19 protein-coding genes and 1 pseudogene are annotated in these 25,266 nt (G+C 57.8%); 7 read left to right on the plus strand and 13 right to left on the minus strand.

Annotated features, from left to right (window positions below; translation table 11 throughout):
- Window positions 1-89: 89 nt before the first annotated feature.
- Entirely contained in the window at window positions 90-1,295 is a 1,206-nt protein-coding gene (locus ACSOSP_RS30950) for an acetyl-CoA C-acetyltransferase (RefSeq protein ID WP_455313727.1), read from the plus strand.
- 71 nt (window positions 1,296-1,366) lie between these two features.
- On the opposite strand, the gene ACSOSP_RS30955 is transcribed toward ACSOSP_RS30950, so the two are convergent.
- The 6 genes from ACSOSP_RS30955 to ACSOSP_RS30980 all read right to left on the minus strand — a co-directional run bounded on the left by ACSOSP_RS30955 (window position 1,367) and on the right by ACSOSP_RS30980 (window position 9,983).
- On the minus strand, window positions 1,367-3,841 hold the full coding sequence (locus ACSOSP_RS30955) for an efflux RND transporter permease subunit (RefSeq protein ID WP_455312344.1): 2,475 nt from the start codon (window positions 3,839-3,841) through the stop codon (window positions 1,367-1,369).
- Window positions 3,838-4,962, minus strand: coding sequence for a WD40/YVTN/BNR-like repeat-containing protein (locus ACSOSP_RS30960; RefSeq protein ID WP_455312346.1), 1,125 nt, complete (start codon window positions 4,960-4,962; stop codon window positions 3,838-3,840). The genes ACSOSP_RS30955 and ACSOSP_RS30960 overlap by 4 nt, the downstream gene beginning before the upstream one ends.
- A 97-nt stretch (window positions 4,963-5,059) precedes the next feature.
- Complete coding sequence (locus ACSOSP_RS30965; protein WP_455312347.1) at window positions 5,060-6,433, minus strand: DUF1329 domain-containing protein; 1,374 nt, start codon at window positions 6,431-6,433, stop codon at window positions 5,060-5,062.
- A gap of 300 nt (window positions 6,434-6,733) precedes the next feature.
- Complete coding sequence (locus tag ACSOSP_RS30970) at window positions 6,734-7,531, minus strand: crotonase/enoyl-CoA hydratase family protein (RefSeq protein WP_455312348.1); 798 nt, start codon at window positions 7,529-7,531, stop codon at window positions 6,734-6,736.
- Window positions 7,532-7,662: 131 nt separating this feature from the next.
- Entirely contained in the window at window positions 7,663-8,283 is a 621-nt protein-coding gene (folE, locus tag ACSOSP_RS30975; RefSeq protein ID WP_455312349.1) for a GTP cyclohydrolase I FolE, read from the minus strand.
- A 104-nt stretch (window positions 8,284-8,387) separates the two neighbouring features.
- A complete protein-coding gene (locus ACSOSP_RS30980; protein WP_455312350.1) occupies window positions 8,388-9,983 on the minus strand; it encodes a DUF1302 domain-containing protein in 1,596 nt (531 codons plus the stop codon).
- Window positions 9,984-10,954: 971 nt separating this feature from the next.
- Here ACSOSP_RS30980 and ACSOSP_RS30985 point away from each other — a divergent pair.
- The 3 genes from ACSOSP_RS30985 to ACSOSP_RS30995 are packed head-to-tail and all read left to right on the plus strand — an operon-like array spanning window position 10,955 to window position 12,908.
- The gene (locus tag ACSOSP_RS30985; RefSeq protein WP_455312351.1) at window positions 10,955-11,704 is read left to right on the plus strand and encodes an electron transfer flavoprotein subunit beta/FixA family protein; all 750 of its coding nucleotides are present in this window, start codon (window positions 10,955-10,957) and stop codon (window positions 11,702-11,704) included.
- A 15-nt stretch (window positions 11,705-11,719) separates the two neighbouring features.
- A complete protein-coding gene (locus ACSOSP_RS30990) occupies window positions 11,720-12,655 on the plus strand; it encodes an electron transfer flavoprotein subunit alpha/FixB family protein (RefSeq protein ID WP_455312352.1) in 936 nt (311 codons plus the stop codon).
- Window positions 12,648-12,908, plus strand: coding sequence for a hypothetical protein (locus ACSOSP_RS30995; RefSeq protein ID WP_455312353.1), 261 nt, complete (start codon window positions 12,648-12,650; stop codon window positions 12,906-12,908). The genes ACSOSP_RS30990 and ACSOSP_RS30995 overlap by 8 nt, the downstream gene beginning before the upstream one ends.
- Before the next feature lie 357 nt (window positions 12,909-13,265).
- Here ACSOSP_RS30995 and ACSOSP_RS31000 read toward each other — a convergent pair whose 3' ends face one another.
- The 4 genes from ACSOSP_RS31000 to pldA all read right to left on the minus strand — a co-directional run bounded on the left by ACSOSP_RS31000 (window position 13,266) and on the right by pldA (window position 17,653).
- Window positions 13,266-14,036, minus strand: a complete 771-nt coding sequence (locus tag ACSOSP_RS31000; RefSeq protein WP_455312354.1) for an SDR family NAD(P)-dependent oxidoreductase — start codon at window positions 14,034-14,036, stop codon at window positions 13,266-13,268.
- A 28-nt stretch (window positions 14,037-14,064) separates the two neighbouring features.
- On the minus strand, window positions 14,065-14,916 hold the full coding sequence (locus tag ACSOSP_RS31005; protein ID WP_455312356.1) for an SDR family NAD(P)-dependent oxidoreductase: 852 nt from the start codon (window positions 14,914-14,916) through the stop codon (window positions 14,065-14,067).
- Window positions 14,917-14,933: 17 nt separating this feature from the next.
- The gene (locus ACSOSP_RS31010; protein WP_455312357.1) at window positions 14,934-16,454 is read right to left on the minus strand and encodes an aldehyde dehydrogenase; all 1,521 of its coding nucleotides are present in this window, start codon (window positions 16,452-16,454) and stop codon (window positions 14,934-14,936) included.
- Window positions 16,455-16,846: 392 nt separating this feature from the next.
- The gene (pldA, locus tag ACSOSP_RS31015; RefSeq protein WP_455312359.1) at window positions 16,847-17,653 is read right to left on the minus strand and encodes a 4-pyridoxolactonase; all 807 of its coding nucleotides are present in this window, start codon (window positions 17,651-17,653) and stop codon (window positions 16,847-16,849) included.
- 396 nt (window positions 17,654-18,049) lie between these two features.
- Between pldA and ACSOSP_RS31020 the strand changes: the two genes are divergently transcribed.
- Window positions 18,050-19,051 (plus strand): phosphoribosyltransferase, encoded by a 1,002-nt coding sequence (locus ACSOSP_RS31020; RefSeq protein WP_455312360.1) that lies wholly within the window; start codon window positions 18,050-18,052, stop codon window positions 19,049-19,051.
- A 67-nt stretch (window positions 19,052-19,118) separates the two neighbouring features.
- Here ACSOSP_RS31020 and ACSOSP_RS31025 read toward each other — a convergent pair whose 3' ends face one another.
- From ACSOSP_RS31025 to ACSOSP_RS31035, 3 genes are all read right to left on the minus strand, one after another.
- Window positions 19,119-19,802: a Crp/Fnr family transcriptional regulator gene (locus tag ACSOSP_RS31025; RefSeq protein ID WP_455312361.1), complete on the minus strand. Its 684-nt coding sequence runs from the start codon at window positions 19,800-19,802 to the stop codon at window positions 19,119-19,121.
- A gap of 142 nt (window positions 19,803-19,944) precedes the next feature.
- Window positions 19,945-22,437, minus strand: a complete 2,493-nt coding sequence (locus ACSOSP_RS31030; protein WP_455312362.1) for a CoA transferase — start codon at window positions 22,435-22,437, stop codon at window positions 19,945-19,947.
- A 160-nt stretch (window positions 22,438-22,597) separates the two neighbouring features.
- On the minus strand, window positions 22,598-23,443 hold the full coding sequence (locus ACSOSP_RS31035) for a class II aldolase/adducin family protein (protein ID WP_455312363.1): 846 nt from the start codon (window positions 23,441-23,443) through the stop codon (window positions 22,598-22,600).
- Window positions 23,444-23,678: 235 nt separating this feature from the next.
- Between ACSOSP_RS31035 and ACSOSP_RS31040 the strand changes: the two are divergent.
- Window positions 23,679-24,279: pseudogene (locus tag ACSOSP_RS31040) on the plus strand (methyl-accepting chemotaxis protein); the annotation flags it as partial.
- A gap of 111 nt (window positions 24,280-24,390) precedes the next feature.
- On the plus strand, window positions 24,391-25,263 hold the full coding sequence (locus ACSOSP_RS31045) for a hypothetical protein (RefSeq protein WP_455312364.1): 873 nt from the start codon (window positions 24,391-24,393) through the stop codon (window positions 25,261-25,263).
- Window positions 25,264-25,266 lie beyond the last annotated feature (3 nt).

The following is a 25,266-nucleotide window of genomic DNA, read 5'->3' on the forward strand; positions in this document are numbered from 1 at the left end:
CGCCACTTCCTGCCCGTAGCGCCATATAATTGACGATGTGTCATTTTATACCTAACTCGCCGAAAGACCCATCGGAGACTGAAAACATGATGTCAACACTTAGACGAGCGGCAGTGGTCGCACCCCTTCGAACCGGCGTAGGCAGTTTCGGCGGTAGCTTGCGCCCTCTGAGCGCGGACCAGCTCGCCACGCACATTATCAAGGCCGTACTCGAGCGCAGTGGCATTGAGAGCGCGTCGATCGACGAAGTTATCGTCGCCCAGTCTTACGCGTCCAGCGAGGCTCCGTGCCTCGGACGGTATGCAGCGCTTGCAGCAGGATTGCCGATTGAAGTCCCTGGATACACGGTCGACCGCCGCTGCGGGTCGGGGCTACAGGCGGTCATAGATGCTTCGATGATGGTACAGACGCACGCAGCTGACGTCGTGCTGGTCGTAGGCGTTGAAAGTATGAGCAACATCGAATACTACTCAACGGACATGCGCTGGGGTTCTCGCTCCGGTTCGGTCACGTTCCATGACCGATTGCAACGGGGACGGGAGCGCTCCCAGCCGCATGAACGCTTCGGGACAATTTCCGGGATGCCGGAAACGGCAGAGAACCTCGCCACTGAATACGGGATCACCCGCGAAGAAGCTGACGCCTTCGCAGTTTCAAGCCATCAACGCGCAGCCGCAGCCTGGGCCGAAGGGCGTTTCGACGAGGAGGTCGTGTCCGTGCCCGTTCCACAGAAGAAGGGCGAGCCTCTTGTCTTTGCCAAAGACGAAGGTATCAGATTCGATACAAGCAGAGAGGCACTCGGGCGCCTTCGGCCCGTTCTAAAGGGCGGCAGCGTCACTGCCGGCAATGCCAGCCAGCAGAACGACGCCTCAGCCGCTTGTCTTATCGTCGCGGAGGATCGGCTGGCTTCGTTGAACCTGGAACCAATGGCGTTCCTCTCCGGCTGGGCGGCGGCCGGATGCCACCCTGCGACAATGGGCATCGGTCCGGTGCCGGCGGTTAAAAAGTTGTTTGCTCTGACCGGTCTCTCGTTTGACCAGATCGATCTCGTCGAGCTTAACGAAGCGTTTGCCGCCCAGGTACTATCCGTGTTGAAAGCCTGGCAGTGGGATGACCGGGAGCGCCTGAACCCGAACGGCGGAGCCATCGCCCTCGGCCATCCCATCGGCGCGACCGGCGTGCGGATGCTGACCACCTTGCTGCATGAACTGGCGCGCCGCAAGGGCCGCTACGGCCTGGAAACAATGTGCATTGGCGGTGGACAGGGACTCGCAGCACTCTTTGAGCGCCCCTGAGTCGGCCCGAGTGGAACCGTAGCCGGATCATCCCGGCTACGCGAACACGTTACGCCGGAGGCAGGCAACTCCTACGCACCGGTCGAATGCTCTCTCGACAACGCTCGGGCATCCCGCCTGCCTGCGGTCTTACACTGCCGCTTGGTACTGACATTGCGCAGCAGGAAATGCGACAGGGAAGGAATCAGTACCAGGGCACCGATCATGTTCCAGATAAACATGAATGTCAGCAGGATTCCCATATCTGCCTGAAATTTAATGGGCGACCAGACCCATGTAACCACGCCCGCAGCCAGCGTTACGCCGACGAGTGCTACCACCTTGCCGGTGAAGCCGACAGCCTTGCGGTATGCCTCTGCCAGATCCAGCCCCGCTCGTTGCTGGGTGAGCTGAACGCTCAACAAATACAGCGCGTAATCTACTCCGATGCCTACTCCGAGCGCTACCACCGGCAGGGTTGCCACCTTTACGCCAATTCCCAGAATTACCATCAGCGCCTGACACAGCACGGAGGTTACGACGAGGGGTATCACCGCGACAATGGTCGCGCGCCAACTACGAAACGTGATCAGGCAAAGCAACACGACGGCCGCATAGACAAACATCAACATGCGCTCATTGGCCTGCAGCACCGCGATATTGGTTGCCGCCTCGATACCGGCATTACCGGCTGCAAGCAAGAATTGGCGATCGCCGTTAGTGTGCGTCCTGGCGAATGACTCGGTGATCTTTACCACCTGGTCCAAAGTGCTTGCCTTGTGATCCGTCAAATAGGCGATTACGGTTCCCGCAGTCCCGTTCGCGTTCATCAATTCGGGATCGTTCGTCTTCAGGTCGAAGGTCGCCTGGGATGACAGCGAAGCTTGCCGACTTAACGTGAACCATTTCGGGCTGCCTTCATTGATACCAGAGGTGCCGTAACGCGCCATGTCAGCAGCCGAGACGGTGCCCTGCACCACCGGTAGGGCGCGCAGTTGCTGCTCGAGCCGGTCCTCTTCCGTGAGCGTGGGAAAACTGCTCATGCTGTCGGGCCTGGTCTTCACAATGACCGCGAACACATCGCTTGACAGTCCAAATTTCGTGGCGATGAAAGCATTGTCCCGGTTGTATCGGGAATCCGTACGTAACTCCGGCGCGCCTGGATCGAGGTCGCCGGTCTGAAGGTGCAAGCCGATCACAAAGCCGCCAGCGGTCAGTCCCGCCGTCACGAGCAGAGCGCCCGTAGCCCAACGGCGCTCCGTGAAGCGGTCGAGCAGGCTCCATAAGCGACTCGCCACGGTGCGCTTTTCAGCGTCGCCCTCCTCCGAACGCAGACTGCGCTGCGCCGCGGCACGACTCACTCCCGTGTACGACAAGACGACCGGAAGAAGAACAAGGTTGGTAAATATCAGCAGACCCACGCCAATGCTGGCCGTCATCGCCAAATCCCTGATCACCGGAATATCTATGATGGTCAGGATGCCAAAACCGACTGCATCCGCCAGTAGTGCCGTCAGTCCAGCGAGAAACAGCCGACGGAACGTCTGTCGTGCAGCAACATACCGATGCATGCCGCGGCCGACATCCTGCATGATGCCGTTCATTTTTTGCGCCCCGTGCGAAACGCCGATCGCAAAAACCAGGAAGGGAACCAGCACCGAATAGGGATCCAGCACGAATCCAAGCAGATGCACGATCCCGAGCTGCCAGATCACTGCGATTAGTGAACAGCTCAGCACGAGAACCGTGCTGCGAACACAGCGCGTATAAAAGAAGATTGCTCCCGCGGCTACCGCTGCCGCAATCATGAAGTATCTGCTCATCTTGCCGATGCCATCGATCAGGTCACCGGCCAACTGCGCAAATCCGATTACGTGGATGCCAATCCGGTCCGACTCACGTGCGAAGACCTGTCTCTTCAGTCCATCGGAAAACGCCTCGTAGTCCAGCGGCTTGCCAGTCACCGCGTTCGTTTCAATCAGCGGCACGACTATCATGCTTGAATGCTGATCGTTGGAGACCACGCTACCAACGATGCCTGCGATCACGACATTGCGCTTGAGCTGATTCAACGACGCGGAGGTGGAGTTATAGTCCTGCGGCATAACCGCGCCGCCGCGATATCCATCCTCAGTGATCTGCGTCCACCGCACGGAAGGTGTCCAGAGCGATTTCATAAAGAGGCGATCCACACCGGGCATCAAGAACACGGCATCGTTAATCTCTCGCAGTGTCTTCAGGTATTCCGGGTCGTAGATGTCGCCCTTCTTGTTTTCGACTACGATGCGCACCGTGTTGCCGAGGCCACGCGCTGTTGCCCTGTTGTCCAGATAGTTACGGATAAACGGCTGTGACTGAGCCAGTGTCTTGTCAAAGCTTGCGTTGACCTTTAGCCGTATCGCCTGCGAACCCAGCAACGCCGTCAACAACAGGCAGATCACGCCAATCATCACGCGATGGTTGAAAATCAGACGTTCGAGCAGATTGCCCGAACGCGGGTTGAAATCTTCGAGCCGCTTAACGGCCGGTTGACCGCCTGACACATCAGACTGATTGGATTGATTCATTGCGAAACCTCATGAGACACCGATGCATGGCGCATAGTGAGTTGCTCCACGCCTATACCTTCCAGGCCGGTCAGGACAAGCCGGTCGGCCCCGAGCACACTCACGGCCGTAAAAAGCATTGGATGCGAGGGTTCGTCCGCTCGGAACGTGACGCCCCGATCGTGGCTTACCGCGAGAGCGCCACCGGCAGTTACCAGAACAATCCCATCACTACCGCCAAGGAGCGTAGCGGCGGTCACGGTGTCTTTGACGGGCGTGTCAATATGTTGCCACGTCTTGCCCCTATCTTCGCTACGATAGATAGTGCCGCGCAACCCAACCGCGAGCATGAAACTGTCCGTGCCAACAATATCGAAAAAGCTGCCCTTGTAGGGCGCCGGCACTGCAACGAATGAACCGGTCTTGTCGTCATACCGGTACACCCCGCCTTGTTCGCCCGCAATGACGAGATCGTTGCCAATCTTTCGGATCACGTTCAGATTCAGGAACTCCTTATCGTCGATCCGATCCAGCCACGGCAGCCAGTGCCTGCCGCCGTCGCTCGTGGCCACGATCATGCCAAAGGAGCCGACCGCGATACCATGCTCGAGGTCAGTGAAATGGATGCCGAGAAACGGCAGCGATGTGTCGCCCTGAGTGTTCAGTTGTACTTGCTTGAGAAAGGGCTCCAATGACGTGTCGCCCGCAGCAATCTTCCTCTGGTAATACGCCGGCAATACGACCGCTGCCAAGCGATTGTCAAACTGCTTCGTCCACGTTGCCCCGCCGTCTTCCGTGTGCAGAATGACGGCATCATGACCCGACGCCCAACCTTGCCTGGAGGTCACGAACTGGACCGCGACCAGATCCGTTTGCACTGGAACCCGCGCCTGCTGCCATGACCGCCCGCTGTCATCAGAAAAGACAACGAGCCCGCGCAGCCCGACGGCGATGAGCCGCTTACCAGCCTGCGTAATAGCCATGAACGACTGTTGAGTAATCCCCCGGGCACCAAACTCCTGGATCGCCGGCGTGTCTAATGGATCCTGAAACGGGTTGCCTTCTGCCCGTGCATGATCCGGTTCGGAAAGAAGTATCGCCGCCAATATAAGGACGGCGAAAGACGACCACTTGCTTTTCATTGAAGACTCCAGCCTGCCGCAAACCGCCTGTACCCGCGGCGCAGACGACGCACGCGTCGTCTGCGCGAATTACCAAGCGACTCGCGTGTTCCAAGGGTTAGCGCATGCCTGCGCTCAAAAGGCCAGCGGGCGTCAATCTGGACATATCGGGCAGCTTCGGACCGCTTTTTTCATATCCCGTGCCGAATTCCCCTCCAAAGAAATAGGAGCCCTTCGTTAGGTCTACAAAACTGTATCGCGCATCCGTCAGATAAGGCGCAGTCGGATCATAAATGACCGAGGGATAATCGACGCCAATCCGGTACAACTGCCCGGCGTGGTCGTATTCGTCAACCTCGTTCACGATCCAGGAGTCTTCATCGACATAGAAAGTCCGACGGGACATGATATGGCGCTGTCCGGACTTGAGCGTCGCCTCCACGACCCAAACACGGTGCTTCTCAAAACGCACCATACTCGAGTTCGGAAACTTCCCTGTCAGGAAACTTTCTTCCGGTGTCGTCGGCATGAAGGGTTTGTAGACGTTGTAGGGCACATAGATCTCCTTCTTGCCGATTAGTTTGAAGTCGAACCGATCCATGCGGCCTGAGAACATGCCGACCTCATCGTAGGTCAAAGCACCGTCGAAATTCGCAGCGGGCGTGTCGTAGGTGAACTCGGGGGCCGTCCTGACCCGGCGTTGGCCGGGTGTGTACAGCCAGTTCAATATGTCTGCCTGAGTGTAGTTCAGCGAATACGAGAGGATGAGGTTGTAGCCCACCTGGGACGATGGAGCATTCCCGATCTCCAGTTGCTTGAGATAGTAGAGGTCAGGTACGCTGGTCGCGTCCGGATCGTAGTACCTATTGCCATAGGTCCCCGTAAACGTACCCAGTAGTGTCCGGCCGCCGTCTGGCTCGACCAGATAAGACTCGTTGCGCACGACCCGCCCAGCAGACATCCAGTGCAGGTAAAAATTCCACATCACTTCGTAGCCGCTTTTCGGAGCAGGGAAAGGAACACCGCCGTAAGCGCCGGTGACACCATCTCCTTCGATTGTTCCGACCAAGTGTGCCTTGGCAGCATTGGCCAGGGTATTCTTGAGCACCCATGCCGGATAAGGTGCGGTGCGATGAGTCGGATAAATCTCCATCCGGTAATCCGGATATTTCTTGAACATGGCGATCTGCCCTGCGCTTAGATTCGCTTCGTGCTCAGCCACATTCTTCGAATCGATTGTCAAAATCGGCTTCTCGTTCGCGAATGGATCTGGATAGACAGTACTGCCGGCCTTATAGCCCGGAGCCGCCTCAGTTAGTCCGCCGGTGTACGCAGGAATGGATCCATCGGCGCTGCCCGCTTTTTCTGCGCCGAATTCCGTCAAGGTTGTACCGAGGCTCTTTGCGGAGTCTGCGTCCGACGCTGCGAACGCATTGCCGCTTCCCTGCAAAGCGGTCAGAAGCGCCGCCAGAAGCCATACATTCCGTTTCATCACTTGTCTCCATAGATTTGAACGGGTGTTGACGGCTGAGCCATCGTTCCCTTTTCGTCTTCGTCTTCGTGTTGTGTTTCACTGTCATCGGTGCCGCGCTGAACGGCATATGCGCCGCCTGGTGCTACGTCCACGATAATTATAATAACTGACTATACGTCATTTACTTCGAAAAAACGATCACCTTCGCTGTTTTCATTTTGGATGGTCAGGCACCCTTGAAACAGCCCCGCTGTTCCCCGGTTTCCCAAAAACACTTGAAAGGTCTCTCGCTCGTTGGTACCCCGCACAAGGGGAAGCCTACTGGCCGCGAAAAGTTGCACCGCGTTTTTCGGCAAGTGCGCTTAGTCCTTCGATATGGTCATCTGTCAAATGACAGAGCGCCTGGGCCATCGCCGACATCTCCATGACCGCGTCGTACGATGTACTGCGTCCGTGACGCATCAAACTCTTTGCGAGGCGCAGTGCGTGCGGCGGCTGGCCGGCAATCTGCCCGGCCAGATCGAATGCCACCCGAAGCAGCTCAGCCGCCGGTACTACTCTTGAGACAAGGCCCCACTCTGCGGCAAGCGCGGCCCCGATCAATTTCCCGGTATAGAGCAACTCGGCAGCACGGCTATAGCCGAGGACACGCTGTAGCAACCAGGCGCCGCCATCGCCAGGGATCAACCCGACCTTCAAGAAAGTGACTCCAAAGCGTGCATCTTCTGCAGCTATGCGAATGTCGGCGAGGCAGGCGAGGTCGCAACCCAAGCCGACCGCGGCTCCGTTGACAGCGGCTATGAGCGGAACTTCAAGGTTGTAGATTGCGCTGCTCAGCGCGTGGAATTCTCGTCGATAGCTTTCCCGGATGTCGATACCGGCTCCCGCAAACGCGCCGCTTTTCTCGAGCATGGACTTCACATCACCGCCAGCAGAAAAAGCACGTCCTGCACCGGTCAAGATTGCACATCGGATGTCCTGATCGCGATTGATACTCTCGCAAACGCTACGGATAGCATCCCCGTCGCCAGTCGCCCCCAACGCATTCATGACCTCTGGCCGATTGAGGGTGAGAAGCGCGACGTGGCCGCGCTTCTCCACTAGGAGCAGACTCATGAAAACCTCGTCAAGCAATCCAAATATTGATAGAAATCAGCTGTTGCTCCCCACGAGGAAACAACGCCAATTGCCAAACATCCTCCAACGTGTAGTTCGTCGGACGTCTTCAAATTTTTCACCGAATAGTGCTATCCGTGACGAACGATAGAAAGGAACTCCCGTCGCGTCGACGGGTCGGTCCGAAACGATCCCAGCATGCGCGATGTCACCATTGCGGCATCAGACTTGTGGACACCGCGCGTAGACATACATTGATGGGCGGCTTCAAGAATCACACCCACGCCCTTCGGTTCCAGCACCTCGTTTAGCGCGTCCGCGATCTGAACAGTCATCTTTTCCTGTATTTGCAGCCGCTTCGCAAATGCATCAACCAGCCGCGCGAGCTTCGAGATACCCACGACCCGATGTTCAGGCAGATAAGCAACATGGGCGCGCCCGATAATGGGCACCATGTGGTGTTCGCAATAGCTTTCGAACCGGATATCTTTCAACACGACCATCTCGTCGTAACCATCAACCTCTGAGAACGTGCGCGCAAGGATCTCGCGCGGGTCGACCACGTAGCCCGCGAAGAATTCCTTGTATGAACGTGCGACACGGGCCGGCGTGTCTATCAAGCCTTCGCGCGACGGGTCATCACCAGCCCAGCGAATCAGAACTCGCACCGCGTTTTCAGCATCCTGCAATGACGGACGGTCGATTGATCCGGATGATGCATCTGCGCCGATCTCACAATGATATGACTTCATGATTTTATGCAGAACCTGATTAGATTATTCGGATGCCTAATCGATAAATGAAGCCGCGGCAACTGCTTCGCAAACAATTCAACCGCTTTGCGACGCGCAACCCTTCAAAAGGACATCTGCAGAGTCAGCGATACCCATCCTCTGTCGTTATAGAAGTAGATCCCGTTGCCGCTTGTGTAATACGAGGCAGCGCCTCCGTTGACAAGAGTGTTTCCTCCGTTGGTGTGCGCGTGATAGCCGTTGTACTGAAGCGTGGCGTTGTATTTGTTGTAGATCAACGCGTGGACTCCAGCTGTATAAATCAATCCACCCTGTCCAGGCGAAGTGTCGAGGCTCGCGGCGTTTCCATAGAGGCCATATTCCACGAATATCGGCATATCAATGTCGACGCCCGGGAACACCTGCAGCCACGTTGGGTCGAACTGCGCGGCAATCGCTACCGCATTTCTTGTAGAGCAACCGTCCCACTTATTGCCTGTTGCACATCCCGATGGATTCCCAGTGCCGTTGTAAAGCGCACCGTTACTGGTTATCGACGTCAGATGAGTCGCGGCGATTTCCGCGGTCAATGAGCCTGTCTGCCACAGTGGAGTTCGAGTAAGGCCCGCGATGACGTTCGCAATCACGTTGATGGTATCGCCGCGAGCCCCGGCCGTACCAGCCAGATTGCTTGGTAGCGGTCCGGTAGCGCTGTTTAACGCGGTGTGCTGGCGATACGATACTTCGAAACCCGTACTATAGTTTGCGATCTGCTTTTCGAGGCTCAATCCGTAAAGGTGTACATCGGTCGCATAGGCAAGATGATAGTTCGTGGCGCCCGTCGCGGGATCGACACCAAAGAGCGGCGCCCAAGGCTGCACTTCGTCGAAACGACGATAGTAGGCATCCAGCGTGCCTCGCAGCCATTCGGGTGTCCATGAGGCCTTGAAGCCGTAGTTCGGGTTGGTATTGCTAGGGGACCCGGTCGGACCGCGCGGAATCGATCCGTCCAGAAATTGAGGCCCGTTAAAAAGAAACCCTGCCGTACCCAGATACGTCCCCCCCTCCGGCTCCAGATTGTTGGCACGACGAAGAAAGTACTGTGCTTCCAAGTTGATGGTCGGCGTAACCTGCGTGCTAACCAAGGCCTGCAGACGCGGCAGCGCAAGCTCCTTCGCCGTGGACCCGGGTTGGCTGGAACCCTTGATGCCGTCCGAGGCATTCTGGGAATAATCGATACCCTGAGAACCGAAAAACAGCGCGTTGCCCCAGAACTGGGTCAGTTGGCCCAATTTGATCGTCGTGCTATGCCCTCCTATGTCGAAGCGGCCGTACGCAAACGCGTCCAATAGCTGGACGCCTTGTTGGTAGTACCTGGTCGTGTAGTTCGAATACTGACTGTTCTGATATGAGAACAGCGACGAATAAGGCACCCCGGGCGCAAAATTTCCTGGATTTGTGTTGACGCCGTTCCCATAGGCAAAGTCCTTAAAGATCGACGCACTGATCCGGAAGCCATATTTGTCGCGAAATACTGCATCGAACTCCGATAAGTCGCTGACCCGATCCGTTACGACGTCACCCGCGTGCGCGAACTTATAGTCTGACTCTGCAAACGCCGGATTATTTCCAATGCCCGGATTGATGCCTTGCGCACGAACGCCAAGGTTGTACGTAATCGTGTTGTCCCAGTTGACAGCCCAGTCCGGACTGACCGGCAATTCGAAAGCCCGTGCGGTACCGATTCCTACGACGATCGCCAGACAGGCGACCGCAGTCGAACGCGCTCGTCGAGGCGATTTGCAAGCGCTTGGCTGGTTGCTTTTCATTCGAGTCTCCTACCTTCTTGATTTAAGTTATCGGGCACTTACTTCAAAACGCAAACCAAAAGCCAACCTGCGGCGAATACTTGCAAACCCTGTCGGCCTCGCACCCGCACGCCCCAAGGGGACGCCAATCACAAACAGACGATTTTCTTTTTGAGCCCTCGTTTCTGCCACGTTCGCGTCCCTGCATTGAGGTCATCCGTCTCCTCCAGTTCCCGCTGTCTTCATAGAGAGCCATTCAATGTGGCTCGATTGACGGCATGACACGTTGCCGCCTCCAAGGGAGTCATCTGTTCGACCGAAAGGTCCGTGCGCTCTACATAATCCAGGACCAGGTAGGTTGTCGACGTCATACATTTATGACACATCGTCAGTTTATTTTGAGCTTACTTCGACTGTCAATAGGCGCTTGCACATATGTCTTCGGCCTCTGATGCCGCAAAGAAAATTCTCCTTTCCCTTGAAAACGCTTGTGATATCTACCTTCAAATGATTTAGTCATCGGCTCGACCCGCTTTTAAAGATCGCCTAGGGGTTACCCCAACAAGTGAAAAAGCGCGAAGGAAGACTGTTGATAACTGACTGTAGATCATTTATATTTGAATCTGAAGCGGATCAAAGAAGCAGCGCCTGCTGCGACGCCTCGTGAATCGCGACACGGCGCGTCTGCGACCCGGCACGGCGAGCAATATCGATGGCTGGACATTTTTTCCGGGCGCTACGCACGACGAAGCAGTCGACGGAAACCACAGAACAAACGCGGGTGGCGTCACTCCGAACGCAATGGAACTGCGCGCAATCGCTACGGCTCGGGCCCCGCGCGACGTCCCACAGGAACAGACATTCCTATCCTTTAGAGAGCAAGCATGAGAATTCTTGTACCGGTCAAGAGAGTGGTCGATTACAACGTGAAGGTATCGGTGAGGTCGGATGCCACGGGCGTCGACATGACGAATGTGAAGATGTCGATGAATCCGTTCGACGAGATAGCAGTGGAAGAGGCGGTGCGCCTGAAAGAAGCGGGCGTAGCCAGCGAGGTGATCGTGGTGTCGGCGGGAGTGGCGCAGGCACAGGAGACGCTGCGCACTGCCCTCGCGATCGGCGCCGACCGCGCGATCCTGATTGAATCAAGCGAGGAATTGCAGCCACTGGCAGTCGCCAAGCTCTTGAAGGCGTTGGTTGACAGAGAGCAACCTCAGCTCATCATTCTCGGCAAGCAAGCCATAGACGACGATTTCAACCAGACCGGGCAGATGTTGGCGGCCCTGGCGAACCTTCCGCAGGCGACGTTCGCATCAAAGGTCACCATTGCGGACAGCAGGGCCATTGTTTCACGGGAGGTGGATGGCGGGTCGGAGACGCTGTCACTGAGCCTGCCGGCGGTGGTCACGACCGACCTGCGCCTGAATGAGCCACGATACGTAACGCTGCCCAACATCATGAAGGCGAAGAAGAAGCCATTTGAAACACTCAAACCCGAAGACCTCGGTGTAGATGTGACGCCGCGCCTGAAAACGCTGAAGGTGGCGGAACCGGTTAAGCGCGGCGCTGGCGTGAAGGTGCCGGACGTGAAGGCGCTGATCGAGAAGCTGAAGACTGAAGCCAAGGTGCTCTGAGGGAGACGAAAGAAAATGACGATTCTGCTAATTGCGGAGCACGACAATACGTCGCTAAAGGCTGCGACACTTAACGCGGTGTCGGCAGCGCGGCAAATTGGTAGCGAGGTCCATGTATTGGTCGCCGGTCACGACGCGCGGTCGGCGGCCGATGCGGCGGCGAAGATACCTGGCGTTGCGAAGGTGCTGCTAGCGGACGCTTTGCAGCTCGCGGCCGGTCTGGCGGAAAACGTTGAAGCCACTGTGCTTACTATCGCGAAGGACTACTCACACATTTTGGCGCCGGCCACGGCCTATGGCAAAAACATCGCCCCTCGAGTCGCGGCAAAACTGGACGTCGCGCAGCTCAGCGATATTACGGCGGTGAATAGTTTCGATACGTTCGAACGCCCTATCTACGCCGGCAACGCCATCGCGACGGTGCAGTCGCTGGATTCGATCAAGGTTATCACGGTGCGCTCGACCGGCTTCGACCCGGCCGCGGCCGAAGGCGGCAGCGCAGTTGTCGAAACGATCGAAGCGCCAGCAGATCAAGGCACCAGCCAGTTCATGAGCCGGAAGGTGACGAAGCTGGACCGTCCGGAATTGACCGCTGCACAGATCATTGTGTCGGGCGGACGGGGACTGGGAAGCGGCGAGAATTACATGTCGGTGCTTGAGCCGCTGGCCAACCGGCTCGGCGCAGCACTGGGCGCATCACGGGCGGCGGTGGATGCGGGCTTCGTACCGAATGATTATCAGGTCGGCCAGACTGGGAAGATCGTCGCCCCGCAACTGTATGTGGCCGTGGGCATCTCGGGCGCGATCCAGCATCTGGCGGGGATGAAGGATTCCAAGGTAATTGTCGCCATCAATAAGGACCCGGACGCACCGATTTTCAGCGTAGCTGACTATGGGCTCGTGGGCGACCTGTTCGACGTAATCCCAGAACTGATCGAAGACCTTGGATAGCAACACTACGCGCACGCGCAAGGAAGCAGCGGCGAATGCGAACGCCGAGGATGCTGCACTGTGGCGGTGGTTCTCGGACCTCTATGATCAGGGCTTCATTCGTTGGTGCAAGACGGACAGCGGCTGGCTCGTCAGCGTCAATCATCGGCACGTGGCGACGACTGTGACGTTCGACGAAGGTATCCGCGAAGCCAAAGCTCGCACGCAGGCAATCGAACCCGGCGCAAACAAAAACCGTCGCAGAACGCCCTGACAAAGGATCTTCGTGCCGTCCTGCGGGTGAAGCAAGTCACATACAGCACAGCATCGCGTACAGACAGACATAAGCATGCCCTCACCTGCCCCGACCAACGGACCGGCCCCACCGGTACCCGTGAGCGCTGGTGGAATTGCTGAAGGGGTTTCGAGCTCCCTGTGCACAACGCCGACAAAAGGGACTTCTCCGTTTCCTTGCGTGAAATACTATCGGCTCAGTGTCCACTGCAACGGTAACTGCTTGATTGCGTTGATACGAACACGGGCCCGATGCGCACCCATTAAAGAAAACTCAAGCTACTCGGATCGGCGACGTGCGCCGGTTGGTGATCCGCCTGGAGCGAACGGCTGCGGTTCAGGCCAGAAACCTGGGGTGACCCAGAAGGGAATTGCCGCCACTGTAGTTAAAAATCTGCCCGGTCTCGAAGAATTCATCGCGCACCAACATATACGTCATGGCCGCGATGTCTTCAGGGCGCGTGATGCGGCCGAGCGGCGTCAGATCCACGAAGCTCTTCTCGAAGGCGTCTGGATCCATCCCAAAGTCGCGCACCCCTTTACGCGAAAGCTCCGTGGGCACGAGGGATGGGATGATGCCATTAATTCGCAAGCGCTTTTGGCGATATTCCAGCGCTGCCCCCTGGATCACCCGATCGCCCGCACGCTTTGATGCGGCGTAACCAACAATCCCGGAAAGCGGGTCGTAGGCAGAAAGAGAAGATATGTTCACGATTGCACCACCGTCAACGATGGTCTCCGCGACATGCTTGATAAACATTGCCGGTCCGATAAAGTGCATCTTTGCCATATGCATCAGATGCTCTTCTGTCAATTCCTTAAATGGCACGCGGGGTGCAAATCCAGCTGCATTCACCGCGATGTCGAGCCGGCCGTAGGTTGTCTTTGTATAAGCAACGAGATCGGCAATTTTCTGCTGGTCTGTGATGTCAGCCTCAAGGGCGGAGCCACCCAGCTCTTCGGCGAGGGCGCGCAAGTGTTCGGCGCCCAATCCGGACACGACCACCCGCGCGCCTTCAGCCGTCAAACGACGGGCCATGGCCTCACCCATGCCCCCCGGCGTCGATGCGCCGAGGACGATAGCCACCTTGTTCTCGAGATCTTTCATGCGAGTTCCTGTTGTGCAATGTCTGAATTCAAACTTTGCCCGGCGTGCGCTTGTGTATCGGGAGAGGTCCATCGGGCCATTGCCGGCGAATCGATTCGACACCTTCGAGATAGCGTTTTTCGATCAACTCAATGGAATACGGATGCGTCCATATGAAAAACTCCTCCGTCTTGATCCCCTGCGCCACAAGGTTCCCAACGAACTCGGGGCTCATGCCATAAGCTTCAAGGGCCGCGTGGTTCTGCTCGCTGCCCTTGAACGCGTTGCCGAGTTCCTCCGGGCGGTTACGCCCGGCATCCCAAAGCTCTGTGTTGATGATTCCAGGGCACAACACACTGAAGCCGATGCTTTCCCCGTATTCAAGGCGAAACGCGTCGGCGAAACCGAGCACTGCATGCTTGGTGGCGACGTAGGTTGCGACGCCCGCGGTCGGTGTGCCCACGGCATGATGCGAGGCAGTATTGCAAATCCACGCTTTCGTACCATTAGAAAGAAAACGCCTGCCGAACACCCGGCAACCGTTGAACACGCCATAGACGTTCACCTCGAACTGCCACCGCAAATCCTCGTCGGTTGTGTCGAATCCCGGTCCGGTTGCAATGACGCCAGCGTTGTTGCAGAGGATCTCTACGTGTCCCAATGCGTCCCACGCAAAGTCCGCCAGCCTCTCGACCGATTCGGATTGGCGCACGTCACATTGGAAGGGGCGGGCCACGCCCCCCTTCGCCTCGATTTCGGCGCACACTGCCTCGGCTCGTTCGAGCTGCACGTCGGCGATTATGATCCCGCTGGCGCCGGCGTCGGCCAGGGCCAACGCGATGCCTCGGCCGATGCCACTGCCTGCGCCTGTGACGACGCAGCCCTTCTGCTTGATTTCCATATTTTCTCCGTCTCAGACTAGTGCCGCATGACGAACGGCTGATTGGTGTCTGGCTTGCCGCAGATCCACACGGTCTTTGTTTGCAACCATTCGTGGATTGCCTCGACTCCTCCTTCTCGGCCGAACCCGCTGCGCTTATAGCCGCCGAAAGGTGTGGCGCAGCCGCCAACCCGATAGGTGTTGACCCAGACAGTGCCTGCTTGCAGAAGCTCAGATGCACGCATTGCCCGCCCCATGTCCGATGTCCAGACGCCGGCGGCAAGGCCGTAAGGCGTATCGTTCGCGATCTGGTAGGCATCTTCCTCGGTTTCGAACGGAATGATCGAAAGCACGGGCCCGAACACTTCCTCGCGCGCGATGCGCATGCCGTTATGCACGTTGGTGAAAATCGTCGGCTCGATGAAGCGTCCTCCCTCCGCGCCGGGTCCCCTGTACGGCCCACCACCCAACACGCAATTTGCGCCCTCCTGTTTAGCGATGTCGATGTAGCCAAGTACCTTCTCGTACTGCTGCAGTGTCGCCATCGGACCGACATGAGTGTCCGGTTGCATCGGATCGCCGATACGCGCGGCGCGAGCCGTGTGTGTCAAACGATCGACGAACTGATCGTGAATCGAACGCTGGAGCAAAAGCCGCGAGCCGGCGATGCAGGTCTGCCCGCTGGCAGCGAAAATTCCAGCGATAGCGCCTGCCACGGCGGCGTCAAGATCCGCGTCTTCGAACACGATATTCGGTGACTTGCCGCCCAACTCCAGTGCCACGTGCTTGAAATCGCGCGCTGCTGTCTCATTGATGACGCGGCCGCCAGCCTCCGACCCGGTCATGGCGATTTTCGCTATGTCCGGATGCGCGACCAGTGCTGCCCCAGCTTCGTGCCCATAGCCGGTAACGACGTTGACCACACCGGCTGGGAAGCCGGCCTGCGAGAAGAGCTCCGCGAACTGAAGCGTCGAGGCCGAGGTGAACTCGGATGGCTTGATGACAGCGACGTTACCGGAGGCCAATGCGGTGGCCAGCTTGTGCGTCAACAGAAGGAGCGGTGAATTCCACGGTGTGATTAGCGCGACCACGCCTAACGGCTCGTGGCGGGTAAAGGCGAACATGTTGGCCCTGCCCGTTGGAATGACGGTTCCCTCGATCTTATCGCTCAGGCCTGCGTAGTAGCGATACCAGTCGGACATGAGCCGCATCTGCGGGAGCATCTCCGTGTATAGCTTGCCATTGTCGCGAACTTCCGCAGCCGCGAGCGACTCCGCGTGGACCTCAATCAGGTCGGCCAACCTGAACAGGGCCCGGCCACGTTCGGCGGGTTTCAGTGCATTCCATACCGGAAGAGCGGCTTTGGCCGCAGCGACAGCCCGGTCGACATCGGCGCTGGTACCGCGCGCAATTTCGCCCCAAACCTTTCCGGTATAGGGATTGTCCGTGAGAATATATTCTTCACCTACAGGCGGACTGATACTGCCGCCGATAAGTAGGTCATGGCGTTTCAGCTTACCTGACGCTTCTGCGCTTGTAGACGCTGGACTGATGTTCATCGTTTCCTCAATTGACTGCTTTGACAGTTGCAATGGGCGACCTTGTCGGACATCGTTCACTCGATGGTGCGGTATGCACGCCGCACGAGTCGCGCGGCAACATGCTCGATATCCAGCGACTATTGCATTGGGGGATCCCAGCAAATCGGGAGTGTGGAAAGTACCGGCGCTTCACTGGCAATCGCGTGCACCTTTGCGCGCTGTGGGATACGAGAATCCGGAATCCGCGCAAGAGTCGTACGCAAGAAGGACCTCTACTCTCTCCCAAATGCGTCACGCGCTGATAAACGATGCGTTCGCCTGCCGAGTTGCCAAAGAATGGTTTGGAGGATGTTTACTGACGTCGGAAACATCATAAGCACCCGAACACCATTCCCTTCGCCGCGCTGAACCTAAATGTATGCGTAAGGAGCCTTTTGATAGTTCGCGTAGCTTTCAGCATCGTGCGAGAAAAAGAGGTCCGCGTCATGTAGCTCCGCCAGGTCCTTCAAACGCTGCATGGACGCTCTTGTTTGGTCCTCATCGCGATTTCCTGCCTGGATGCACATCATGTCAAGATTCTTCTGTGAATAACACGCGTCGGCGGTAAAGAGCATTGGTCGGCGATGTGCCAGTTTCACCATGAGGCTGTAGTGTCCCGCGGTATGCCCCAGCGTTTCGAACAGGTAGACACCCTTCGCAATTTCTTGATCTCCCGTCAGCGTCTCAAATCGCGGAGTGAAAATATCGAGTTCACCACTCCCCAGTTCGTCATCAGCCGGCTGATCTCGAAGATGTGGCGCAAAGCTCGTGTCGGAGTACCCAAGTTCTTCGGACTCCTGTGGAAAACGAAAAGCTTCGAGTTCGCATTTGTGGCATATCGTTGTCGCGTGCGAACAATGCTTGTTCCCGCCGCAATGGTCTATGTGGTAGTGGGAATTGATCACGTGAGTAATCTCCGAAGGACGCATCCCCAACAAGTCGAGCTGACCGGGGATCGTCTGAACAGGCGTTTGCGAAGGCTTCGTAAACGGCACGGTTTCGCAGGTATGGCCGAAATCAAACCCGGTATCGAAAATGAACCGCCCCTCAGGATGGTCAATGAGCACCCCGTACACTGGAAAACGTTCGTCGCCTGTCAGGCCGGCATTGAGGTACAAGTATGACCGGTCCAAGGCCATGCTACCGCCATCAAGAAGATAAACCCTCGTCTCTTTCATAGCCGTTTCTCGCCTTGATTTCGCTGTGATTGCATTGCTTTATGCATTTTCAAACTATAATAACTGACGATAAGTCCGTTTTTATTTGGTACATACCCTATGCCCACGACGAAAAGGACGATAGCCGGCAGCCTCGCGCATACATGCTTTTCGTCAACGCCCGGACAGTGGCAACCGTCGTTAGCCCGTCCTTGAACGAACGACCAAAAGCGACGACTTCTGATCGAAGGGTAAGAGCCAATCACTTGGGAGCACGAGCCTCAAATCGAGCCAACGCCAGTATTGCGATCGATCCGGCCTCGAGGCAGAGCCAACGGCCCCGTAGCTACTTTGCAACCTTCGCGACGCTGACGTGATGCGTGTCTCGACTCGATTGCAATGCCATTAGGAAACCAGATGGAAAAGCCACTTCTTGCGATTACATATGAGCGCCTGGACCAGTGGGTTCACTCTTTACAGTCCGCACTCGCCGGCGAAGGATTCCAATGCGCCTTGGGCGTCTTGCGTGGAGGAGGCACCCTCGCCCTGATGGTTTCGCATACCGTGGGAATCCCGGTAGCTTTTTTGCGCTATGAACGGGCGACGAGAGCGGTCATTTGGGATTCGTCGCTCCCCGTACCACCCGCCGGCGCTAAGGTATTAGTTTGTGAGGATCTTGCTGGTGCGGGCGATACGCTGGTCGATTGCGTCGAGTTCCTTCGCGCGCGTGGGTTGATCGTTAAGACTCTAACCGCCGGGTTTGACGATTTGAGTCGTATCCACCCAGACTATGGAATCGATGGTCGCGGATACTTCCTACTTTTCCCCTGGGAAAGACACGCTTATACCGACGGATATCGAGAAAGATGGACGCGCACCGACGCCGGACGTCGCGGTGACATAGGAGAAGATCACGAGTTCCAGGCCATCGGTATTGATCTCGACGGCATCCTTCTGCCTGATCTGCCGCCTGAACGGTACGATGACAACCTCGAGTGCGCCTTGCGCGAGCGCGACGAACTCCTGCCTTTCATCACAATGCCGCCATTCGACATTTCTCAAGTCAAAGGTGTTGTTACCGGCCGACCAGAGACGGATCGAATTCGCACCGAAACATGGCTGAAGACTCATGGTTTTGGCTCTTTTCCGCTTGTGATGCGAAATCCCGATATCTGCGACGATTCATCATCCTGCGTAGCGGCATATAAGGCGCTAGCAGCCCTTCGGCTCGGGTGTACTCATTTTGTTGAAAGCGATCCCATCCAGGCTATCGAGATCGCGCGACACGCGCCTCTCCTGCATGTTATTTGGTGGAACACACCTGCAGGGGAAGGAAGACTTGTCACGAGCGACGACTGGCGTGGAACTCGAGAGTCCTGCAACGACGATCCGGCTGCGGCGCACCGACGGCCAAAGTAGCTGGTTCGACATAGTTTCCAGGCTGCCTGCGCGACGATGGGGGCCCAGAGAGCGCCAGCGGGACCGATCATGAACAATCCTGAAAGGATTCGAGGATGTCCTTCGAACATATTTCGATGCGACCATACCGGAGAGCGATCGCTCCCTTTTCAGCCATTGCCTTCAGCTCAAGCGAGAGCGTTTGGCGCGTGATACCGAGCATCATGGCCAGGGTCTCTTGCGAGACGCTGACGTTCTGGCGACTCTGCGGCCAGGTGGTTACGTCGCCCGACGCGAGCAGCAGCAGGCGGCGGGCAACGCGTGCGCGCGTCGAGTGAAGGGTGGCATCTTCGACCATGCGGTAGAGCCAATTCATGTGGATGGACTGCAATTCGGCGATGGCCCGGACAAACGTTACACTTCGCATGAGTTCGTCAAAGGCGAATGGCGGGACTATGAGAACGGTCGATCGCTCGATTGCCATGACATCACGCGCGCGTGGCTGGCGGGCGGTCATAGATGCCTGCCCAAACCAGTTGCCGGCTTCGATCACGGACAGAATGGCTTCCTTGCCGTCTTCGCGCAGCGTGAAGGCCTTCAGTCTGCCGTTCTTGAGGCCACAGAAGCCGGTCGGCGTATCGCCCCGGCGGAACAGATATTCGCCAGGTTGTAGCGTCAACAATTTGCTTCGCTCGATAAGCGCCTGCTGTTCGGCCGGCGGCAACGAGCAGAACCACTCGTTTGTCCGCATTTCTTCGGACGTGTCCGTCATGAATGACATTATCGGGATCGGCCGCTGATAGAGAAGAACGATTCATTCTATGCGTACCGACAATCGCAGAGCAAGGTGGGGAATTCGGGTGTATTCCCTATCCTCGCCAAAAATTCTTCGAACTGCACGCGAACCACAGGAGTCAGAGCGGGAGATAGTGACGCAGTACAGACCACCCGTCTCTAGTGATGCCTCGTTCCTTTAACTCTGCGATTTCCTCGGGGCCAAAACCGAGATCCCGGAGAACCCCTGTTGTGTCGGAACCGGGAAGCGGCGCCGACCGGAGTTGCGAAATGGGAGTACGAGCAGTCCGATACCACGTAGGCAAAAGAAGTGAGACGGTGTAACCACTCGGATGGTTAAAGTGCTGCATCACGATAGAGCGCGTGTCCGCTGCATCGGGACTCTTTTGGATTCCTTCCAGCTCATAATCCGCGCGAAGTTCGTCCAGCCGTCGAACCGCGACCGCCGCGGTATGGGGAACACAAGCGACTGCCTCAGAGACTTCCCTCATGGTAAGTTGACGAATTCTGGCTGCGATTGCGTCATGACTCGTGGTGTCGGCCTGCAGCGCGTCGGCAATCGCCTCAATAGACGCCTCCCGACCCCCGAGGTAAATCCAGCCGTCGGCTGCTCGATAAACGGACTGAGCCGGACCATAGCCGGTAGTCCTCGAAACTTCCGGCTCGTTCAGCCGATTCACGCTATCGACGACATACGGGAACTGCACAAGCTGGCCGCCCATGCTCAGGGACGTCTCTACATGTGCGCTTCCGCGGCCCAGTTCCTTTGCTATCAACGACTGAGCAATGCCCAGAGCAGACAGGAAGCCGGTTATGTAGTCGATACACGATGCCAAGCCGTGCAGGACCGGTTGTTCGGTGGTGCCGTAGCGGGAAGCGATGCCGACGCCAAACTGGACGACTGGATCGTAGCCGGGGTCGTTCTTGCGGGGACCACCCAAGGGGCCGCGCCATGCGGTTATCTGGCACGCAATCGCGCAAGGATTGGCGGCTGAGATCTGGGCGAATGAAATCCCCAGCCTATCGCTCGACTCGTCGAGAAAATTTTGGATGACGACGTCTGATTGCTTGACGATCCGGCGCAGCGACTCGCGGCCTTCTTCGGTCTTCAGGTCGACGATGATGGCCCGCTTGCCCTGGTTGACTTCCATGCCGAACCACATGGTGTGGCGAGGACCGGCAATCGGCGCAGGCGGATCAATGCGAATGACGTCAGCTCCGAATTCAGCCAATACCCGTGCGGCCGCGGGGCCGGCAATCGTATTGGAGATATCCAGCACGCGGATACCCTCCAGCACGGCCTTACGCCCGGCGTCGACTGCTTTGGGTACGACACGTTTGCCGGACCAACGCGCCGCTAGCGGGTCGTCAATATGGCGGTACGGGCGCAATTCCGGCGAAACCGTTTTACCATTCGCGCCAAGCAAGGTTAAGAAACGACCGGCTTGACGAGTCTCGCCAAGGATCGGGTCAACCAGTGACGTAACGTTGCCGCCTTCGAGTGCAGAAGGAAGCTGGAGCCATTCTTTGGTTGTCCGAACGATAGAGACAGGTACACCGGCGCATGCCAGGAGCGTTTCCCATTCGGCTGCGGGTCGAGTGGAGATACGTTCTTCGATCGCGCTGCGCAACTTCCTCCGCCAACTGACGCTCAGCGTCGCCAGATTGACGTTGTTATCAGCACCGCTCTCGTCGAACGGACTGCCAAGCACAAGTCCTTCGCCTATCATGCGATCGAGCAACCCGAGTGCCTGGAGCAGCACGCGGGACTGCTGGACATGTTCCACCGCATTGATGAAGATCTGCGTGCCATCCGAGCAGCTATACGTCGCGAACAACGGCCATGCGAAGTCGGAGAGGTAGCGGTCCAGCGCGGCGCGATGTTCGGCCGTGAGGTGCGTCGAAAGATCCCGCAGAATCGGGAAAGCGACATCGCGCATCGCCTTTTCAACTGGCGGGAGGTCGAATCGCACGGGTTGGTTTTCGATGTTGATCGCCAGCAGCGCCATCGCGGACATCACCGCGTCCGCCAGCGGGACTTCAATGTACTGCCCGATACCGCTGCGCAGTCGATGGAGATAGCCCATGCTTGCGGCAATCGCCCCGTGCACGCCGCCGTATGCCGAAGCCAGCGGAATGGACGTAAAGCGCGGTGCACCGCCGAGCAACGGTCCGGCAAGATGGATGTCGGTGTACACGCCGCAGGCAGCGTTGATCACGCCTTCCCAGCCGGGTATGTCGCTCTCCGCGCTCTTTGATGCGAATGCGGGCAGCGAGATGTAGACGGCTGCGGGATTGAGTGCCTCGATTGCAGGATAGTCAACGCCGAAACTCGCGCTTCGGCCGGGGCCGAGGTTTTCGATCATGATGTCCGCGTCCTGGGCGAGCGCGAGGGCGGCGCGTCGACCCGAGTCGGATTTAAGGTCGAGCGTTATGCCGGTTTTGCCGCGACCCAGCAGTGCATCTTCCACGGAGGCCGGTCGATTCGGCGGCTCAATTTCGATCACTTCCGCCCCTTGGTCGGCAAGAAGCATCGCAGCGACCCGGCCGGCCCAGGAGTTGCCGAGATGGAGTACCCGTACGTCTTTCATCGGGTAGTTGAGTTTGGTCATTCGCTGTCTCCTCGAGTCGCCCCTCTTCCGGGGGCGCCGGCACAATCAGACTTTGCGGCAAGATTGGCGCGGCTTGATCCGCTCGTTCCTGCTCGCCATGGAATTCGTCGCGCTCGATGGCAACTTCAGCGAGCGCTTGCAGATGGGCCTGGCCGCGGGCTCAGTCCAGCAGGTCCGGTTGTTCCTTGACGATGCGGGAGTAAAGCAGTTGGAACTGGAACCAGCCCGCCTGCGCGGAGCCGACAATCGAATGCGACTGGCGCGCGGCGGCATCGGAAATCGTTTTCAGCGGTGCGCCGGTGCGTGCCGCCGCGGCTTCCGCCATCAATTGCACGTGGCATGAACGCTCCATGGTGATGAACCACCATGCGGCCTCGTCCACAGTCTTACCCACTGTCAGCAAACCGTGGTTCTGCAGAATCGCCGCCTTGTTCGAACCCAGCGCATTGGCTATGCGCTGGCCTTCGTCCAGCTCCACTGCCACGCCGCCGAATTCATCGTAGACGGCATGGTCGTTGTAGAAGGCGCAGATATCCTGCGTGATCGGGTCCAGCGGGCGGCCCAGCGTCGACCACGTCCTGCCGTAGATACTGTGCGAATGCGCGGCTGCCATCGCGTCGGGTCGGGCATGGTGCACGCGCGAATGGATCGCAAAGGCCGCTGCGTTCACCGGGAGGTCTCCCTCCACGACATTGCCATGATGGTCGCAGCGGATCAGGTTGGACACGCTCACCTGACTGAAATGCACACCGAACGGATTGACCCAGAAAGTGTCGCTGAACTCCGGGTCGCGCATCGTGATGTGTCCCGCCGCACCTTCGTCGAAGCCGAACTTCGAGAACAGCCGGAACGCGGCCGCGAGGCGCTGCTTGCCGTGCAAACGCGCCTGCGCCGGAGAATCGAACTCAGGTGGGCGAGAGACATGCTGGTATCGCGCCTTGAGTTCTTCGGAGAGGCCCGTAGCCATATCAAAGTCGGGCGCAGCTTGCGTTTGCGGGGACGTCATGTTGATTTTCGCCTGTGTGGATATGCGAGTGAATGAATGGATATGCGCAGTCACTGTGCTGTGCTCTCAGTCAGTGAAACCCTCATCCATTCGGATTGACCACATCCTACGATGGCGTATGACCGGCGATCTGCAAGATTTCTGACGTTTCGGGGGTTTCCCATGGTGCGTTTAAGGGCTCTGGTGCCAATAGGCTCATTGGATTGGTTAAAGTAGGAGAGCGCGCCATTCCGGGGGCTGGGGCGTGGTACGACGCGTCGCGACCACGATGAGCCGGATTAACGAAAGCGCAACACAGATGGCCGAAATCATCAGCGTGATCGAAGGTATTGCTTTCCAAACAAACATCCTCGCCTTGAATGCTGCCGTGGAAGCAGCACGCACCGGTGAAGGGGGGGCGGGGCTTCGCGGTTGTCGCCAGCGAGGTTCGCTCTTTGGCACAGCGTTCGGCGAGCGCAGCCAAGGAGATCAAGACGCTGATCAGTGAGTCGGCGTCCAGAGTGAAGGAAGGCGGCATACAGGCAGATGAGGCGGGTGAACGGATGGAGGAGATGCTCTCAGCGGTCAATCGTGTGACCGGCCTGATTGGCGAGATTGCGGCCGCTTCCGGAGAACAAGCGAAAGGTATCGAGCAGGTCAACAACGCCGTAACGCAGATGGACGAGGTTACGCAGCAAAATGCGGCACTCGTCGAGCAAGCGGCCGCGGCGGCCGCGTCAATGGATGAGCAGGCCACAAAAATGCGCGACGTGGTCGCGGTGTTCCGGACAGATGCACCACTGCAAAACGCAAGCGTACGACCTGCTGCCTTTTCAGGCAGATCATCTCCGGCTTGATTACGCTCATGTGTGACAGCCGGCGTCCCCCCGTCCAGTCGATCCCGGACGATAGGTGTCGGTGGCATAATTGGTTTCAACCTGAACAGCTGCCGCCTCCCGATTCCAAGCATGCAACTCGATATTTTTGCTGACAGCCGCGATGTGATGCTGCGCAACGATGTCCTGAGCGCGCTGCAAAGCTACGACGCGCGTGAGACACAGCAGACCCTTCGGCGGCTGAGTCACGAGTATCCCGATGACGACGTCGTTCCCCAACTGACCGTGCTGGCTGGCGCCCTCGATCAGCGGTCAACTATCGCGTTCTCCAATCATCAAGTCGCGGCTGAAGCACGCAGTGCTCTCGTTGAAAAAACCACCCCGGCCGCCCTGCGCGTGTGGGGCGAGCACGCGGGGACCCCATGGCTTCTACCCCTATGGCAGGAACTGGCGCAGCGTGCGACTTCCCTACCCTTCCGAGCCGATTCCATCGACACCCATGCCGCAGCGCTGTGGCTGCGAGCAGGCGGTTGGTCGGCTGCGCGCGACGCGGTCCTTACTATCGAATCATGGCGTCGCATTCCAGCTCCGCTAGCATGGATGGCCGAAGCCTCCTACCGTCTCGACGCACTGGAGGACACATGGCCTCTCCTGGCGGAACTCGCATGGCTCGCGCCGGAGCGCTGTGCCGGGCTTGTCCATCGAATGGGCGATAAATCGTTGGATTCATTGCTCAAGAAGTTCTACGCGAGCTTTGAAGGCGCCGGCGATATCACGGATATCGCCTGGTTCCCCGCCTGGGTCTTGATCGAGAAACCCGCTCTCTCGCGGCTGCTGATCGCGGCGCAGCCGTCAACGCAGACGAGCCCGGAGCGCGCGATGCGACTGCTGCTTGAATTGCTTAGCCTTGAGCGACAAGGTCGCCACTACGAAGTTTTGGATTACCGCAAGAAGCTTCAGGGCGTGCACGCTTCGCTTTATTCGTCCTACATGCGCACTCGCTGATTG

Source organism: Caballeronia sp. KNU42 (assembly GCF_053760385.1).